The sequence below is a fragment of the Actibacterium sp. EMB200-NS6 genome (assembly GCF_001305615.1).
Classification (GTDB): domain Bacteria; phylum Pseudomonadota; class Alphaproteobacteria; order Rhodobacterales; family Rhodobacteraceae; genus Actibacterium_A; species Actibacterium_A naphthalenivorans.
Map to the genome: position 1 here is coordinate 2583427 of NZ_CP010869.1, position 16720 is coordinate 2600146.

The following is a 16720-nucleotide window of genomic DNA, read 5'->3' on the forward strand; positions in this document are numbered from 1 at the left end:
CGATGGGAATATGCGAACCATGCTCGCAGAGACTGAACATAGCGTCCTTGCCGGGGACGGAGCGGATGCAAGCAACAGTACCGGCACTGCCGGCGCGAAGTGTCTTTTGCAAGCCCGAAATCTGAGCAAGTCCTATTCGGGATTTCTGGCGCTCAACAACATGAATCTCGATCTCAGGGCCGGAGAGGTACACGTCCTTTTCGGAGAGAATGGGGCCGGAAAATCGACACTGATCAGCATCATCTGCGGGGCGCTGGCCCCCACCGCCGGTGACGTGGTGCTGGATGGCAATGTATTGCAGATGTCCTCAGTGAAAGACGCCCGCGACCAGGGCATCGCGGCGGTTTTTCAGGAATTCAGCCTCGCCCCGGAACTGACGGTCGAGGAAAACATGTTCCTGGGCGCCGAAGTGGCGCAGTCCGGCTGGCTGAAGAAATCCCGGATGCGCCATGCCGCCACACAGGCGCTGGCCGAACTGGGGTTCAAGCTGGATCCCGGAGCGATCGTCGCCCATCTGTCGCGCGCGGAATGCCAGATGGTCGAGATCGCGAAGGCGGTGATGACCGATCCCCGCGTACTGATCCTGGACGAGCCGACCGCATCCCTGACCGAAGCCGAAACCAATGTGCTGTTTGCGCTGATCGAGCGGCTCAAGGCCAAGGGCGTCGGGATGATCTATATCTCGCACCGGATCGACGAGATCAGAAAGATCGGCGACCGCGTCACCGTCATGCGCGACGGGCAATATATCGAAACGCTGGATGCACGGACCGCCACAAAGACCGAGCTTGTTGAATCGATGACAGGTCGCAGTTTCGGTGACTTTTATCCAAAGCTGAATTTTCGCCCCGGCGACCCCGTTCTGTCGATCGACGGGCTTGCCACGCTGGACGGGCGCGTTTCCGACGTGTCCCTGAACGTGCGCGCGGGCGAGATCGTCGGCCTTGCGGGGCTTGTCGGTTGCGGCAAGTCGGAAATCGGCCGCGCGTGTTTCGGGCTGGAAGCCCTGGCGTCGGGCGAAATCCACTTTGCGGGGGAACGGTTGAGGCATCCCCAGCCCCGCCATCTCATCCAAAAGGGCATGAACTTTGTTCCCAGCGACCGGATGCGCGAAGGGCTGTTGATGGGGCGCTCGACGCGCGAAAACCTGTCGCTTTCGGCCCTGTTTCAAAAGGAGTTCTCGAACAGGGGGTTTTTGCGGCGCAAGCGTGAAGTCAAATTCGCCAATGAAATGGGGGAACGGATCGGAGTCCGTCCGCTCCGCATCGAAGGCGCCGTTTCGGATTATTCGGGCGGGAACAAACAGAAGGTCATGCTGGGCCGCGCCATCGCATCGCCGCTGCGCCTACTGATCCTTGATGAGCCGACGATCGGGATCGATGTCGGGGCAAAAGCCGAGGTTTACGCCCTGCTGAGCGAACTGGTGCAGGACGGAATGGCGGTGCTGCTGATCAGCTCAGACCTGCCGGAAGTTCTGAGCATGTCAAACCGTGTTTACGTTGTTCGCCAAGGGCATATCGCCGACGAACTGGTCGCGGAAAGAAAAACCGAAGATGTCGCCCTCAAAAGCTTCTTCGGACAAGAATGAAAATGGAATGAGTAGGCTATGACGCAGAAAACCTTGCCCCAGAAACTGGGTGCCCATCTGGAACCCGTCGGCGCGATCCCGGTGATTGTCGTGTTGTTCATCATCTTTTTCGGCATCTTGGAGCCACGCTTCCTGTCGGGCGACAACATCTTCAATCTGTCGCGCCAATCAAGCTATCTTATCCTTGCCTGCCTCGCGCAATTTCTCATCCTGCTGACCGGCGGGATCGACCTGTCGGTGGGGTCGGCGATTTCACTGGCAAGTGTGGTTTGCGCCACGGTCATGAAAAGCTTTCCCGAAGCCGAAGGCGCTGCGGTGTCGTTGGGCGTGCTTGCGGGCATCGGGACCGGCGGGCTGGTCGGGCTGGCGAACGGTATCGGAGTGGCCTACTTCAATGTGACGCCCTTCGTGATGACCTTGGGCAGCCTGTCCATGGCGCTTGGTCTCGCGCTGTACATATCGGGGGGCTACAGCATCGCAGGCCTTCCCAGCGGCTTTGGCGATGTTTTCTCATACGCGGATGTGGGCGGTGTTCCGGTTCCGATCATCTATGCCGCGCTGGTCATCATCGCCGTCTACCTGTTGCTGACCTGGACGCAGGCCGGGCGCTATATCTATGCGATCGGCAGCAATGTGCAGGCGGCGCGGCTGTCCGGCATTCCGACCAAACAGTATCTTCTGTTCGCCTATGTGGCGGCGGGTCTGATTGTCGGCTTTGCGGCCGTTCTGATGACCGCCCGAACGGAAAGCGGCGAGGCCAGCCTTGGCGGGTCCGATCTGGTGCTGAAATCCGTGGCTGGCTGTATCATCGGCGGGGTTGCCCTGACGGGGGGGAAGGGTTTCGTGCGCAATGTTGTGCTGGGGGCGTTCTTCATCACGCTTCTGTCGAATGGCATGAACCTTCTTCGGGTCAACAGCTACCTGCAAACGTTCATCATCGGTGCCGTGCTGGTTCTTGCCATCGCGCTAGACCAGCTTCGCGAAAAGATGACCGGGCGGAAAACCGTATAACAACCGGCCGGCAGCGAACGCGCCGAACGACCTCAGCCACATACACTCCGGCAAGGACCCTTGAGGTCTTTGCCGGCACGGCCCCCTCCCCTTCTCCCGGATCGTCAGCCATGGCCCCACACGTCTATCAGAGCCGCCTGGAAGAACCCCCGATCCGGGCTCTTTTGGAGGATCCGGAAAACGGCGTTCTCGCAATTGTTTCCGGGGTGGAAGGCGCATCCTACCGGCCAGTCGGCGCCATGATGGCAATTCGCGCAGACGGAACAAGGACAGGTAGCCTGTCTTCCGGTTGTATCGAGGCTGACATGACCCATCACGCGATGTCCGTTTTGCGTTCGGGCAACACCCGCACCTTGTGCTACGGTGCGGGATCGCCCTTTGTTGATTTGCGCCTTCCCTGTGGCGGTGGGCTTGAGATCACTCTTATTCCCCGTCCTGAGGCGACGGTCTTGCAAACCTTGCTCAAACGCAATCACGACAGAATCCCCTGCAACCTTCGGATTGACCTTTTGTCCGGGGAAATGGCTTTGACCTCTGACCGCGCGGCACCGGGGCCGGAAAAGGGTTTTTACCTGAGGCTGCTTCCCGAACTGCGCTTTCTGGTTTTCGGCAAAGGGCCCGAGGCGTCCGCGTTCGCGGCGCTGGTTCATTCGCTTGGCTATCCCAGCCTTCTTCTGTCGCCCGATACCGAGACACTCGAAAATGGAAAAGCGATCGGCGCGCCGATCCGGCATTTGACACGCCGGGCGTTCCCCGATGATCTGCAGGTGGATAATTGGACGGCTATCGTTCTCTTCTTCCATGATCATGATTGGGAGCCGCCGATACTGCTCCACGCCCTTCGTGCGGGGGCGCTGTATGTCGGCGCTCAGGGAAGCAGGCGCGCCCAGGCCACGCGACAGACCGCGCTGAAAGAACTGGGGGTGGACGAGGCCGAGATCACGCGGCTTCACGGTCCGGTCGGGCTTGTGCCCTCGGCCAAAGATGCGCGGACGCTTGCGGTGTCGGTGCTTGCAGAGGTGCTGAAAGTCGCGATGGAAACGCCGTCTTAGAAAGGCGGCTGCCGGTGTAGCATCACCTTTTTCTTCTCACGCTTTCATGCCGGCCACGGCGAAGCGTACGATATCTTCGAAGAGATCAGCCTGTACGGTCGCCTTCTTTTCCATATCAATCAGTTCATCGAGCCGGTTTGTATCCGAAAAGGCGTAAAGATAGGCGCCGATCATCAGCGACAGCTTATGATAGACAGAGGCAATCGGAAGATGCGGCAATACGCGATGAAAGGCCTCGGCATAAGCCTTGGTGGATTCGTTATATGCCTCGCGCCGCAACTGAAACGACAGCGCCTCTGGCTCCATGTGCAGCCTGGCGTGCAGCCGAAGAAAGGCGCGGCCCTGTTTTGTCTTGCGGTACTTGGCAGAGGGTTCGAGAAAGGCGCGAACCAAGGCTTCGACGTCGTAAGCGCCTTTCGCAGTCAATGCCTCCAGGCTTTTCATACGCTGCGCCGCGACCTCGTTGCCCTTGCGCAGGAACACCGCCTTGAACAGGTTTTCCTTGTTATCAAAGTAATAGGCGATCATCGCCGCGTTGACGCCCAGTTGATCGGCGACCTGGCGCAAGGATGTTCCCGCATACCCCAGATCCGCGAACGAGACTTCGGCCACGTCCAGTATCTTGTCGGATAGGTTGGTCTGGCCCTCGGGCCTGCCCAGCTTCTTTCGCTGTTTCGCCTGTTTCATGGTTGATTCGCCTCTCTCAACAATTTGATGCCACATCACGCCGAAGGGGGGGATGACAAATGGCGCGGCGTTTCTGCGCTTGCGGCATAAATATTGCATATAAATTGGGCGGTCCGTTTTTGTTGGCACCCAGCTCCATGTGTAGCACGGATTCGCATCCACATTAATTAATCATATGTTTAATTAATCCTTGTTCGCGACAGGAAGCGATCCGGTGCGCCGGGCGTCGAACGAAACCAACCACTGCAACGGGGATACAGCAATGAACGCATCCATCTTCTCGAAGGTCTCGGCCACGACACTAGCTCTTTGCCTCGGCGCCAGCGCCGCTTTTGCCGCTGACATGCCGGGGGTCACACTGCAGGCGGTCGCCGGCAGCGTCGGCGGCGTGCCGCTGATGATCATGAAGGGCGAAGGGCTGGACAAGAAATATGGGTTCGACGGCAAGTTCGAATTCCTGCCGCATGAAGGAGTGTTCCAGAACTTCCTGATCGGCAAGTCCGATATCGCCATGGACAATGACATTCTTGGCGTCGCCATCGCCCGCGATGAAGGCTTTGACGTCACCGCCTTCTATCCGGTTGGCAACCTTTATCTCGGGATTGTCGTGCCCGGCGGGTCCGAAGCCAAAACCCCCGAGGATCTGAAGGGCAAGAAAGTTGGTCACTTCGGCGCAGATTCCGGCACGACCACCTTCATCCGCACCATCGTACAGGAGATGTACGGCTTCGACGTCCTGGAAGAATACGAGTTTTCGCAGGTCGGCCCGGCGGCCTTGGTCCCCCTGCTGAAGTCGGGCGAGGTCGAGGCGATTTTCGATTTCGAATCCTTCGTGTCAGAGGCGATCGTGGCCACTGACGGGCATTATCTGTTGCAGGCGCACAAGGACTATTCGGAATTCACCGGCGGGTTTGCGCCGTGGATCACCAACATGGTCGCCCATGGCGACTGGCTGAAGGAAAACCCCGAACTCGCCTATGCAGTGCGCGATGCCTACGACGAGGCGATCGAGATTCTTGAAAGCACCGATTACGAGGTGCTGCGCAAGGACTACATCCTCGAGGGCCTTGGCATCACCAGCGAGGCGGTTCTGGACGTGCTGATCGAGAACGCCAAAAGCACGCCCTATTTCACCAATGACTGGTCGCCCGAAAAAATCGCCGCGGCCGAAGCGTTTCTCGACAAGCTTTCCAAAGACGGCCTGCTGATCGAAAACGTGCCCGACGGCGTGATGGTCACGCTCGAAGACTATGTCGGCCCGCGTTCGTAACCGTCAATATCGGGGGTCGCCATGAACAAGCTCCAAAAACAATCTCTGTCCATTGCGGCCCTTGTCCTGCTGCTGCCGGCGTGGTGGATCGCCCACCTGAACACCACCTTCATCTCAAGCCCGTTTCAGGTGGCGCGGCTGCTTCCGGCGTTCCTTTCCGAAGGCAGCACCTGGTACAATATCGGTGTTACCCTGTTTCGGGTGGTGGCCGGGTTGGTGCTGGGCATCGTCGCCGGGTTCATCGCGGCTTTCGCGATGAACCACAGCCGCCTGATGCGCGAGGTGTTGGGCTATTACGTCACCTCGGCCCTGCGCACACCAAGCGCCATTGCCGCCATCCTGTCGGTGGCCATCTTCAAGGGCAGTGAGTTCGGCTATATCCTGGTCGTCGCGTTCATTACCTTTCCCTACATGGCCGTAGGTCTGCGCGACGGGTTGGCCAGCGCCGACAAGGGGTTGGCCGAACTGGGCCAGATCTACCATCTGGGTTTGTTCACTCAGATCCGCCATGTGACGGCACCCTTCGTCGCCCCCTACATCTTCGCGGCCCTGCGCAACGCCCATGCTCTGGCCTGGAAGGTCATCGTCGTGGCCGAGATTTTCGGCGCCGCCCGCGTGGGCTTTGGCGCCAAGTTCGAGCACGCCTGGAGCTACATGCTGATGGACGAGGTTCACCTGTGGCTTCTGGTGTTCATGGCGCTGGTGCTGTTCGCCGAATACGGCGTGATCCGCCGGGCCGAAAAATTCGTCTTCCGCTGGCGCTGAGCCGCGCTCTCTCTCCCTCCAAAACTGGCAAGAACAATGAACACTGACACAAGAGAAACCGTGCTGAAGGTCGTCGACCTTGGCGTGTCCTATGGTGAAACCCCGGCCATCGCGCAGCTTGATTTCGAAGTGAAACGCGGCGAATTCGTCGCTATTCTCGGCCCGTCGGGCTGCGGCAAGTCGTCGATGTTGAACGTCCTCTCTGGCCTCATGGCGCCGACCCGCGGTCGCGTGGTTGTCGATGGCGACGAGCTATATCTGCCGCGCAGCAAGGATCCGCGCCTTGGCTACGTGTTTCAGGCGCACCGCCTGTTGCCTTGGCGCACGGTCAGGCAAAACCTCGAGATCGTGCTGGGCGCCTCTGACGTGCCGCGCGACACGTGGCATGCCCGGATCGACGAGATCCTCGAGATACTGCATATCGCGGAGTTCAAAGATGCCTGGCCCATGCGCCTTTCGGGCGGTCAGCGTCAGCGCGTGTCAATCGCCCGCGCCATTTTGGTCGATCCGTCCTACATCCTGATGGATGAACCGCTGTCCACGTTGGACGAAGTCACCGCGCGATCCCTGCGTCAGGAACTGACCGGCATCTGTCAGCGTACGGGCGCGACCATCGTCTTTGTCACCCATTCAATCCGCGAGGCGGTCTATCTGGCCGACCGCATCATCATCCTGACCCGTGGCCCGGCGCAGGTGTTCGAAAACTACATCGTGCCGCTGGAACGCCCCCGCGACTATGACGATGCCCGCATCGCCGAGGTCGAGGCCGACATCGTTGCACGTGTTCAAGCGCCTTGGGGCCTTGAGACTGTAAAGGAGAGGGACGTTGCCTGATTTGCCGCTTTCCAATCCCATCATGTTCCACCCTGCGCGCTGGAAAAACTGGAATGCCGTGGTGTCGGGAAAGCTATTGGGCGGCGTGATCGCCATCAGCTCGATCCTGTTGCTATGGTATGTGCTGTCGATCGCTGTGAAACCTTGGGTGCCTACACCCGAAGACACGGTAGTAGCGATCTGGAAGAACCTGCTTTCCACCAGCTTCTGGGGTGACTTCTGGCTGACGCTGGGCCGGGTGATGGCCTCGTTTGTCACCGCCTCGATCGTGGGCGCGGCCATCGGCATCCTGATCGGCATGAACGAAAAGGCCGAGGCTTTCCTTCAACCGCTGCTGGCGCTGGCGCTGGCTGTGCCGGACCCGGTTTATATCATCTTTGCCATTCTGACCTTTGGCACCGGGGAAACGGCGGGGTTCGTCGCGCTGACTATTGCGGTATCGCCTTTCGTGTCGAATATCGTGCGGTCCAGCGTTCAGGCTCGCGATATCGGACTGGACGAAATGGCGAAGATATACCGGCTGCCCAAGCGCGTGTTCTTCCGTCAGTCTCTGGTCCCTCAATTGGTACCGGCCCTTCTGACCGCCGGACGTTTCGCATTTGCATTGTCGTGGAAACTGGTCGTGGTCGTCGAGTCCATCGGACAGCCCGACGGCATCGGCGCTTCGATCTTCCACAGCTTCCGCCTGCTTCGGATGCGCGAGGTCGCGGCGACGGCGATCATCTTCATCGTCGTCATGCAGCTTCTGGAACGCGGCGTTCTGGGGCGGATCGAAAAGAAACTTCTGAAATGGCGCGACTGATACCCCCCACGCCCAAGCACAAGAAACGAAAAGGAACGACAGCTATGAAAATCGGCATCATCGGCGGCGGCATCGGCGGCACGGCTTTGGCCCATGCCTGTCTGCAAAAGGGGTTTGACATCACGATATTCGAACAGGCCCCGGCCTTTGGCGAGGTCGGCGCCGGGGTGCAGATGACCCCCAATGCCGTCAAGGCGATCAAGGGGCTCGGGCTTTATGACGATTTTCTGGCCAAGGGGTTCTATCCAGACGCCATCGTCGGGCGGAACTGGCAGACCGCGCAGGAAAACTTTCGTATCGACCTGGGCGATGAATTCCGCGCCCATTACGACGCGCCTTATATCCACATCCATCGCGCCGATCTTCTGGATCTCTTCGTCGCACAGCTGCCGCCCGACGTCTGCCGCTTCAACAAGAAATGCACGGATGTAGCCGAAACCGCCACCGGCGCCGTGGCGACATTCGAGGATGGCAGCACATTCGGGGCTGATTTGATCGTAGGCGCGGATGGCGTGCGTTCGGCCGTGCGTGGCGCGCTGTTTGGCGAAGGCGATCTGCGCTGGACCGGGCACATGTGCTATCGCGCGCTGGTGCCCACCGACGGTGTTGTCGACTACGTCAATCCCGACAGCACTTTCTGGATGGGGCCGAACGCGCATGTGGTCACCTATTACGTCAAGGGTGGCGAGGCGGTGAATATCGTCGCCGTGACCGAGGCCGCCGAATGGGTCGCCGAAAGCTGGAGCACGAAGGCCTCGAAAGAGGAGATGCTGGCGGATTTCGCAGGCTGGCATCCGACACTGGAGACGCTCTTTTCCAAGGTGGACGAGGTCTATAACTGGGGCCTGTTCGACCGCGATCCGATGGAGAAATGGTCCACCGATCACGTCACCCTGCTGGGCGACGCCTGCCACCCGATGCTGCCCTTCCTCAGCCAGGGCGCGGCCATGGCCATCGAGGATGCGCTGGTGCTGGCGACCGCACTGTCGCTGACCCCTGGTGACCTGAAACCGGCGCTTGCGCGCTATGAGGCAGAACGCCTGCCGCGCACCGGCAAGGTCCAGCTTGAGGCACGCGAACGCGGGCGCACCTATCACCTGCCCACCCCCGAGGAGATGGCAGCCCGGGATGCCGAATATGCCCGCCGCGCGAAAGAAGACCCGCGCACGACCGGCATCAATACCGACTGGGTCTACGATTATGACCCGCGCTCCTTTGGCCCATTCCCGGCCGAAGCAGAACAGGCCTGAGCGCCTTTTCCCAGGGACGACACGTCAGGAGACAAAACATGGATTTGACGAGCTTCACCGAAATCTGCCTGCATCAGCTGAAGATGTCGGGCGTCCAGAAGGACGAAAAGCTGATCGTCCTTACCCAGGGCAACGAACGTCTGGATTATGCCGATGCCTTCATGGCGGCGGGTCAGCGTTTGGGTGCCAACATGTACCATATGCGCCTGCCCGCACCGCTGCCCACCGGCGGCTGGAACGTCGGCGTGACCGGCCTCGCCGCGATGCCCGACGCCGTCGAGGCACTCAAGAACTGCGATATGCTGATTGATTGCATCTTCTTGCTGTTTTCCCCCGAGCAATTCGCAATCCAGGCAGCAGGCACACGGATTCTGACAGCGGTTGAACCGCCCGAACTGTTGGCACGCCTGCTGCCCACCCAGGAGATTCGCGAAAAGGTCGAGATCGGCGGCGCCCTGCTGGACAAGGCCAAGGTCATGCGCATCACCTCGCCCCACGGCACGGATGTTACCTACAAGTTGAATACCTATCCTGCGGTCACCGAATACGCTTGCACCGATGAACCCGGCCGCTGGGATCACTGGCCTTCGGGCTTTGTGTTCACCGGCGGCGACGACGATGGCGTCGATGGTCAGATCGTAGTGGCACCGGGCGACATTCTGTTGCCGCAGAACATGTATGTGCGCGATCCGATCACCTACACGATCGAAAAGGGCTGGATCACCGACATCCGCGGCGGGCTGGATGCCGAGTTGGTGAAATCCTACATGGAGGCCTTTAACGATGAGCGTGGCAAAGGCATGAGCCATGTCGGCTGGGGCATGAACCCCAACGCCAAGTGGCACAGCATGACACCAGGCGAATTTCCCGGTGGCATGGGCATGGAACCGCGCAGTTTTTACGGCAACGTCATGTTCTCGACCGGGCCCAACAACGAACTTGGCGGCCCCAACGACACTGCCTGCCATCTCGACATCCCGATGCGTGGCTGTTCGCTGTTCCTCGACGACGAACCGATCGTGGTCGACGGCGATATCGCCGTGAAGGATCTGCAGATGGAACGCCACTGAGGCCCCTTCATCGCTTCCGCACCCATCGGCGCGGGACAACTAACATGTAAGGACTTTCGGATGTCTCAGGAACAAACCTACGCGGCGGCCGGCTTTGGTCAGACTGTGCCACGCGGCACGTGCCCCGCTGTCGTGGTGGTGGATTTTTCATACGGGTTCACAGACGCGCAATACCCCACCGCCGCCGACATGAGCGAACAGATCGCCGCCACCCTTCGCCTGGCCACGGTCGCGCGCGAAAAGGGCTTTCCGGTGCTGTTCACGACCATCGCCTACCACCCGTGGGAAGTGACCGCCCTGCCCTGGCTGAAAAAGGCCGCCGGCATGGCCGCGCTGCAGCACGGTACACGGCTGGTCGGGATCGATGCGCGGATGGCGCGGCGCGAGGATGAACCCCTGATCGTGAAACACGGCGCTTCGGCCTTTCACGGCACCAATCTCGCGGCACTTCTGACCGGGGCCGGGGTGGATACCGTGCTTGTCACCGGCGCCACCACCAGCGGCTGTGTTCGCGCAACCGTCGTCGACGCGGTGCAAAGCGGGTTCAACGTCCTGGTCCCGCGCGACTGCGTCGCGGACCGCGCACAGGCCCCGCATGACGCGAACCTCTATGACATGAACCAGAAATACGCGGACGTGATCGGATTGGAGGATGCGCTTGGCTACCTGTCTTCGGTCAAGACCGACGCCTGATCCCGCCGCGTGAAACAATATATCCTGAGGAAGAGCCATGAAACGTATCGGCCTGATAGTGCCCAGTTCGAACACGACGATGGAGACGGAGATCCCTGCGCTTTTGCAGCGCCATCCGGGGGTTTCGGATCCGGGGTTCACGTTCCATTCGAGCCGCGCGCGGCTGCATACGGTGGATGTGGAAAGCCTGAGCGCGATGGTCAGGGACGGCGACCGCTGTGCCGCCGAGCTGGGCGATGCGGATGTGGATGTGGTGGCCTATGCCTGCCTCGTGGCGCTGATGACCCAGGGCGCGGATGCGCATAAGGGGATCGAATGCAAGCTGGGCGAGGTGATCCGCGCGGGCATCGACCGCCAGGTGCCGATCGTGTCCAGCGCCGGCGCGCTGGTGCGCACGCTCGATGCGCTGGGGCTGAAGAAGGTCGCCGTGGTCGCGCCCTACATGCCCGCGCTCACGAAGCTGGTGATCGACTATATCGAGGCCGACGGCTTCACCGTGACCGACAGCGTCAGCCTGTCGGTGCCCGACAATCTCGAGGTGGGGCGGCTGGATCCGATGAACCTGCCCGGCCATGTGGCGAAGCTCGACCTGTCCGGGGCCGACGGGCTGATCCTGTCGGCCTGCGTGCAGATGCCATCGCTTCCGGCGGTTCAGAAAGTGCAGGACATGATCGGCCTGCCGGTGATCACGGCGGCGACCTGCACCGCGCGCGAGATCCTGACGTCGCTGGGGCTGGACCCGGTGGTGCCCGGCGCGGGGGCGGCCCTGGGCACCCTGCCCGCAACAGCGCAGGTGCCGGCATGAACGTGCGGATCACGGGCACATCGCTTTATCTTCAGGCCAACGGGCTGCGCCACCATGTGCTGGTCTACGGCGACACCGGCCAGCCCGCGGTGATCGTGCTGCCGGGGATCACCAGCCCGGCGGCGACGGCGGATTTCCTGGCCGTGCAGATCGCCGATATGGGGTTTTCGGTCTATGTGCCCGACATTCGCGGCCGGGGCGAAACCGATGTGGCGCCCGCCGGTGCCTATCGGTTGCACGATTACGCGGCGGATGTCGACGCCCTGGTGAGGGGGCTGAAGCTGCACAGGCCGATCGTGATCGGCCATTCCATGGGGGCACGGATCGCGGCGGCCTATGTCACGCAATACGCGCCCGAGGATCACAACCTGGCGGTGATCATCGACCCGCCCCTGTGCGGGCCGGGCCGGGGGGCCTATCCCACCAGCCTCGAGAGTTTCATGGCGCAGCTGAATGAAGCGAAGGCCGGCACCACGCTGGAGGCGGTGCGGCGGTTCTATCCCAAATGGCCCGAGCGCGAATTGCAGCTGCGCATCGAGGTGCTGCCCGGCTGCGACGAGACCGCGATCCGCGAGTCCCATGCCGGGTTCGAGAGTGAGGATTTCTTCCCCTTCTGGGAAAAGCTGACCCTGCCCGCGGCCCTGATCCATGGCGGCGACAGCCCGGTGGTGACAGCGCAGGGCGCCGCCGACCTGGCCCGCACCAACCCCGCCATCCCGATCACCTGCGTCCCCGACGCAGGCCACATGATCCCCTGGGACAATGAAAAGGGGTTCTTCCGTGTGTTGAAGAAACTGCTGCCATCGTCCTGACCGGCGGCAGATCATCCTTGTGCTCTGGCCTCTCGTCACCGGCGCTTGCAGAGGGAAAGCACTGGCGCGATGTCAGGCAGCATCATTCCCCGTTTCGGAGTCGATGGTCTGTTCAGGGCCGAAGCGTGCGAGGATATTCGAAATGACATCGTCCAGATGCGTCCGCATTGCCAGCCTTGCGCCTTCAGCGTCGCCGGAAAGGATCATTTCAACGATCTGCGTATGATGTTCGGCTGCGCGCACGCCCAGGACTTCCTGCTCATTCGCGAAATTTCGGGCGCGGCTGACATGCCACATGATCGTTTCGTGCATTTTCGACAGGGTGGCATTGCCCGACCCCAGAACGATCGCGCGATGAAATTCGTCGTTCAACGCATAGTATCGGGTGCGGTCGGTATCCAGCGCAGCCAGGTTCATCTCTGAATGCAGGCGCTGAATCTCGCTGAGGGCTTCGGGCGGCCGCAACTGGGCAATCCGTACCGCGGCAAGTTGTTCAAGCCCGGACATCACGTCCAGTTTTTCAGCCAGATCGGGAGAGTCGAATGGCGTCACCACGGCTCCGATATGGGGGACCAGCTCGATCAGCCCTTCGACCTCCAGAATCTTGAGCACATTGCGCAACGGCGTCCGCGAGACGCCGAATTCGTGGCACAGTTCCATTTCGGGAAGTCTCTCACCGGGCCCCCAGCGATTCAGGACGATGTCGCGCCGGATATGGGGAAGGATCTGTTCGTGGATCGGCTCTCTGACGACTGTTCGGGCCCCACGCGGTTCTGCGCGTTTGTTGACGGGGGATCGCCTTGCAGGCTTGACATTTTCGACCACTGGCACCTCTCAAGTTGCAAGCTCCGGGCGAGAAGCATTCGGCTTGGCTGGCCTTTCCGTGCATGACCAGATTAGCAGGCAGCGTGAAGCGCCGTTTTGGAAAATGCAATATCCCTTATACAATTGTACCGCGGCGCCAAGGCGCCGCAGCATCTTGATTTGGGAGGAGGATCAACCGCGGCTGACGTCTCCCTCTTTCCAATAGACGTTGCTATAGGCGTAGATGGATTCTGCGGCCCATGTATGAAGATTGCCAAATGCAGATCTGAAAGCCGAATAGGTCGGGTTTTCGTACAGCCAGACCAAGGCGCAATCGTCGCACAGAATATCTGCCAGTTCTTTGTAGAGTTCGGCTCTTTCGGCGCGGTCAGGGCTTTGAGCAGCCTTTATCAGCAGCGCATCAACGTTTTCGTCCCGATATCCGATCCCGTTGGTATAGGGCACGGGCCGGATATTCGACGCGATATATTGCCTCTGCACGCCCAGCGCCGGGTCCGGCCCGGTGGTCAGGCTTTGGATGAACATGTCGAACTTGCGTGTCTTGTAGACCTGCTCCGCGACAGTCGCCATGTCGAGGGGGTTAACCGTGATATCGATGCCGACGACCTTGAGCTGTTCGGCGATGACCTGAGCCGCTTTGATGAAAGACTCGGTTCCCCGGTTGGCGACGATGGTGGCGCTGAACCGCGTTCCGTCGGTCAGCGGATATCCGGCCTCATCCAGAAGCGCGTTCGCCTTGGCGACATCAAAGGGATATTGCGTCGTGTCCGGCTTGTAGGCCCAGGCAAGCTGGCTTGATATCGGGCCGGTGGCGCGGGTGGCGAGCCCGTATGTGGCCTTTTCGATAATGAAATCCAGATCAAGCGCATGCGCGATGCCCATGCGGACCTTGCGGTTGTTGAACGGTTCCTTGTCCAGATTCATCATCAGTTCTACGATCGACCCCCATGCCTCGTGCCCCTTGGAGGTGACCGTTACATCCGGATTCTTGTCCAGATCCGCGATCATAGAATGCGGCAGATCGTTATAGGCCAGATAGTCAACCTCGCCGGCCTCAAGCGCGCGCACCCGTGCGGTTGCTTCGGGGATGAAACGTATCACAATGCGATCCACATAGGGCATTCCGGGCATGAAATACTCGTCGTTAAGTTCCATTGCCACGTCTTGCCCACGATTCCACGATGCGAACTTGAAGGGGCCAGTGCCGATCGGAGCCAGATTCGCGGGGCTGTCCATGATATCGACGCCATCATAAAGGTGCTTGGGATGAATATATCCCTGCCCCGCGATGAAGGTCATCATGACGTCATTGGGCGCGTTCAGGTGAAAGACGATCGTGGTCGCATCCGGAGTGGTGATTTCATCGACATAAGGTGCAAGGGTTTTGCCCTGATTGTGGAATTTGAACAGCACTTGCTCAAAGGTGAATTTCGCATCTTCGGAGGTGAAGGGCGTGCCGTCGTGCCATTTGACGCCATCATGCAGATTGAACGTATAGATCAACCCGTCATCGGATACCGACCAGTCCTTGGCCAGATCTGCCTTGGGGGTCAGATCGCTTTTCAGGCCCACCAACTTGTTTTGCATGCAGCTGGCGATCATCTTGGTGACAATATCGGTCGTGATGTTCTGGTTCAGGTGGCGTGGCTCGGTGCCGGTACCGACAACGAACACTCCGCCATAGAGTTCTTCGCTGGTCTGGGCCGACAGAAATTCGGGCAAGGCAAGCATGGGCACGCTTGCAGCCATGGTGCGCAACAGTGTTCGGCGCGAGATGCCAAGCTTCCCGGTGGCGGGCTCTCGATCAGTCATTGAATTCTCCTTCTGCTGGATTTTTTGTGTTTTCGTTTGGCATGACTTGGGTCGCCCCTCGGATAGCTCGATCAGCCGACCTTGGCGCTTTGCTGGCGGGCCAAGGGGTGTTCGGGGCGGGCGAGGCCCAGATTTTCGCGTAGCGTTGCGCCCTCATAGCCAGTTCGGAACAGACCGCGCTGTTGGAGCACCGGAACAACCATTTCCAGAAAATCGGTCAACCCGCCGGGGAAATAGGGCGCCATGATGTTGAACCCGTCGCAAACGCCGCGATTGAACCAATCGGCCATCAGGTCGGCGATCGTATCCGGGGTGCCGTAGACCTGATTGTGCCCGGCGGCCCCTGTCACGCGCATGTAAAGCTGACGGATGCTGAGGTTCTCGTTGCGCGCCATCCGCACCAGAGAGTCGCGGTGGCTTTTGACGCCATCCAGAACCGGAAGATCGTCGGGCAATGGGCCATCCGGATCGTAGGCGGACAAATCCCCGAATGTCCGGGCGAGCATGGCAAGCCCGACTTTCGGGTGGATCAAATGCTGCACCCGATCATATTTGGCCTTTGCCTCTTCCATCGTGCGACCGACGATCGGCATGATGCCAGGCAATACCAGCGCATCCGCCGCTGAACGGCCATATTTTGGAAACCGGTTTTTAACACTGTCATAGAATGCGCCGGCCTCTTCTGGCGTACGCTTCGCCGTATAAATAAGGTCTGCCGTGCGAGCCGCCAGTTCTTGCCCGGGCTCCGAGGATCCGGCCTGCGCGATGATCGGATAGCCTTGCGGCGGGCGTGCGATATTGAGGGGACCGAGCACTTTCAGATGCGGCCCGTCATGGCCGAGCACATGAAGCTTTGCAGGATCGAAATATTGGCCGCTTGCCTTGTCACGAATGAAGGCGTCGTCCTGCCAGCTGTCCCAAAGCCCGCGCACCACGTCGACGAATTCTTCCGCGCGACCATAGCGGGCCGTGTGCTCCATATGGCTGTCACGCCCGAAGTTCGTGGCCTCAGCCTCGCTCCAGGATGTGACGACATTCCATCCCACCCGCCCGCCGCTGATGTGATCCAGCGACGCAAACTTGCGGGCAATATGATAAGGCTCGTTATAGGTGGTGGAGGCGGTGGCGATGAACCCGAGCTTCTCGGTGACCGCAGACAGCGCTCCGATAAGTGTAAGAGGTTCGAATTGGTCGATGCGGCCGCTATAGCTTAGGGCGTCAAGGTCTGCGGCGGCGGTGCGAACAGCTATGCCGTCAGCAAGAAACACGAAGTGAAGGGATGCCTCCTCCGCGGCCTGGGCCATCTGCTTCCAAAGCTTGAAGTCCAGCCCCGCGTCGGCATGCGCTTCCGGCAGCCTCCAACCCGCGGGGTGCGTTCCATTCGATACAAGGCTCAGGCCAATCTTCATCTTTCGGTCGGACATGGTGCGGCTCCTGCTCACAT

At 60.2% G+C, this 16720-nt stretch carries 16 protein-coding genes; 12 read left to right on the forward strand and 4 right to left on the reverse strand.

What is annotated here, in order from left to right; genetic code table 11:
• Window positions 1-106 precede the first annotated feature (106 nt).
• The 3 genes from TQ29_RS12515 to TQ29_RS20305 all read left to right on the forward strand — a co-directional run bounded on the left by TQ29_RS12515 (window position 107) and on the right by TQ29_RS20305 (window position 3651).
• Window positions 107-1588, forward strand: coding sequence for a sugar ABC transporter ATP-binding protein (locus TQ29_RS12515; protein ID WP_207642706.1), 1482 nt, complete (start codon window positions 107-109; stop codon window positions 1586-1588).
• 18 nt (window positions 1589-1606) lie between these two features.
• Window positions 1607-2599 carry an ABC transporter permease gene (locus tag TQ29_RS12520; protein WP_054539440.1) on the forward strand — a complete coding sequence of 331 codons (993 nt, stop codon included), beginning with the start codon at window positions 1607-1609 and terminating at the stop codon, window positions 2597-2599.
• 110 nt (window positions 2600-2709) lie between these two features.
• On the forward strand, window positions 2710-3651 hold the full coding sequence (locus TQ29_RS20305; RefSeq protein ID WP_082386626.1) for an XdhC family protein: 942 nt from the start codon (window positions 2710-2712) through the stop codon (window positions 3649-3651).
• Window positions 3652-3687: 36 nt separating this feature from the next.
• Here TQ29_RS20305 and TQ29_RS12530 read toward each other — a convergent pair whose 3' ends face one another.
• Window positions 3688-4500: a TetR/AcrR family transcriptional regulator gene (locus TQ29_RS12530; RefSeq protein ID WP_207642707.1), complete on the reverse strand. Its 813-nt coding sequence runs from the start codon at window positions 4498-4500 to the stop codon at window positions 3688-3690.
• A 100-nt stretch (window positions 4501-4600) separates the two neighbouring features.
• Here TQ29_RS12530 and TQ29_RS12535 point away from each other — a divergent pair, with 100 nt between their 5' ends.
• Genes TQ29_RS12535 through TQ29_RS12575 form a run of 9 tightly spaced genes read left to right on the forward strand, consistent with a single transcriptional unit; the run spans window position 4601 to window position 12639 of the window.
• Window positions 4601-5608 (forward strand): ABC transporter substrate-binding protein, encoded by a 1008-nt coding sequence (locus tag TQ29_RS12535; protein WP_082386628.1) that lies wholly within the window; start codon window positions 4601-4603, stop codon window positions 5606-5608.
• Between the two features lie 21 nt (window positions 5609-5629).
• Window positions 5630-6373: an ABC transporter permease gene (locus tag TQ29_RS12540; RefSeq protein WP_054539443.1), complete on the forward strand. Its 744-nt coding sequence runs from the start codon at window positions 5630-5632 to the stop codon at window positions 6371-6373.
• Between the two features lie 36 nt (window positions 6374-6409).
• On the forward strand, window positions 6410-7207 hold the full coding sequence (locus TQ29_RS12545; RefSeq protein WP_054539444.1) for an ABC transporter ATP-binding protein: 798 nt from the start codon (window positions 6410-6412) through the stop codon (window positions 7205-7207).
• On the forward strand, window positions 7200-8009 hold the full coding sequence (locus tag TQ29_RS12550) for an ABC transporter permease (protein ID WP_157445580.1): 810 nt from the start codon (window positions 7200-7202) through the stop codon (window positions 8007-8009). The genes TQ29_RS12545 and TQ29_RS12550 overlap by 8 nt, the downstream gene beginning before the upstream one ends.
• Before the next feature lie 44 nt (window positions 8010-8053).
• Window positions 8054-9259, forward strand: a complete 1206-nt coding sequence (locus TQ29_RS12555; RefSeq protein WP_054539446.1) for an FAD-dependent monooxygenase — start codon at window positions 8054-8056, stop codon at window positions 9257-9259.
• A 38-nt stretch (window positions 9260-9297) separates the two neighbouring features.
• Entirely contained in the window at window positions 9298-10329 is a 1032-nt protein-coding gene (locus tag TQ29_RS12560; protein ID WP_054539447.1) for a hypothetical protein, read from the forward strand.
• A gap of 60 nt (window positions 10330-10389) precedes the next feature.
• The gene (locus tag TQ29_RS12565; RefSeq protein WP_054539448.1) at window positions 10390-11022 is read left to right on the forward strand and encodes an isochorismatase family protein; all 633 of its coding nucleotides are present in this window, start codon (window positions 10390-10392) and stop codon (window positions 11020-11022) included.
• A gap of 37 nt (window positions 11023-11059) precedes the next feature.
• Window positions 11060-11827, forward strand: coding sequence for an aspartate/glutamate racemase family protein (locus tag TQ29_RS12570; RefSeq protein WP_054539449.1), 768 nt, complete (start codon window positions 11060-11062; stop codon window positions 11825-11827).
• Window positions 11824-12639 (forward strand): alpha/beta fold hydrolase, encoded by an 816-nt coding sequence (locus TQ29_RS12575; RefSeq protein WP_054539450.1) that lies wholly within the window; start codon window positions 11824-11826, stop codon window positions 12637-12639. Before TQ29_RS12570 ends, TQ29_RS12575 begins: the two co-directional genes overlap by 4 nt.
• A 72-nt stretch (window positions 12640-12711) precedes the next feature.
• Here the strand turns inward: TQ29_RS12575 and TQ29_RS12580 are convergent, their stop codons facing one another.
• From TQ29_RS12580 to TQ29_RS12590, 3 genes are all read right to left on the reverse strand, one after another.
• Complete coding sequence (locus TQ29_RS12580) at window positions 12712-13464, reverse strand: GntR family transcriptional regulator (protein WP_054539451.1); 753 nt, start codon at window positions 13462-13464, stop codon at window positions 12712-12714.
• A 171-nt stretch (window positions 13465-13635) separates the two neighbouring features.
• Window positions 13636-15276 carry an ABC transporter substrate-binding protein gene (locus tag TQ29_RS12585; RefSeq protein WP_054539452.1) on the reverse strand — a complete coding sequence of 547 codons (1641 nt, stop codon included), beginning with the start codon at window positions 15274-15276 and terminating at the stop codon, window positions 13636-13638.
• A gap of 71 nt (window positions 15277-15347) precedes the next feature.
• Complete coding sequence (locus TQ29_RS12590; protein ID WP_054539453.1) at window positions 15348-16700, reverse strand: LLM class flavin-dependent oxidoreductase; 1353 nt, start codon at window positions 16698-16700, stop codon at window positions 15348-15350.
• Window positions 16701-16720 lie beyond the last annotated feature (20 nt).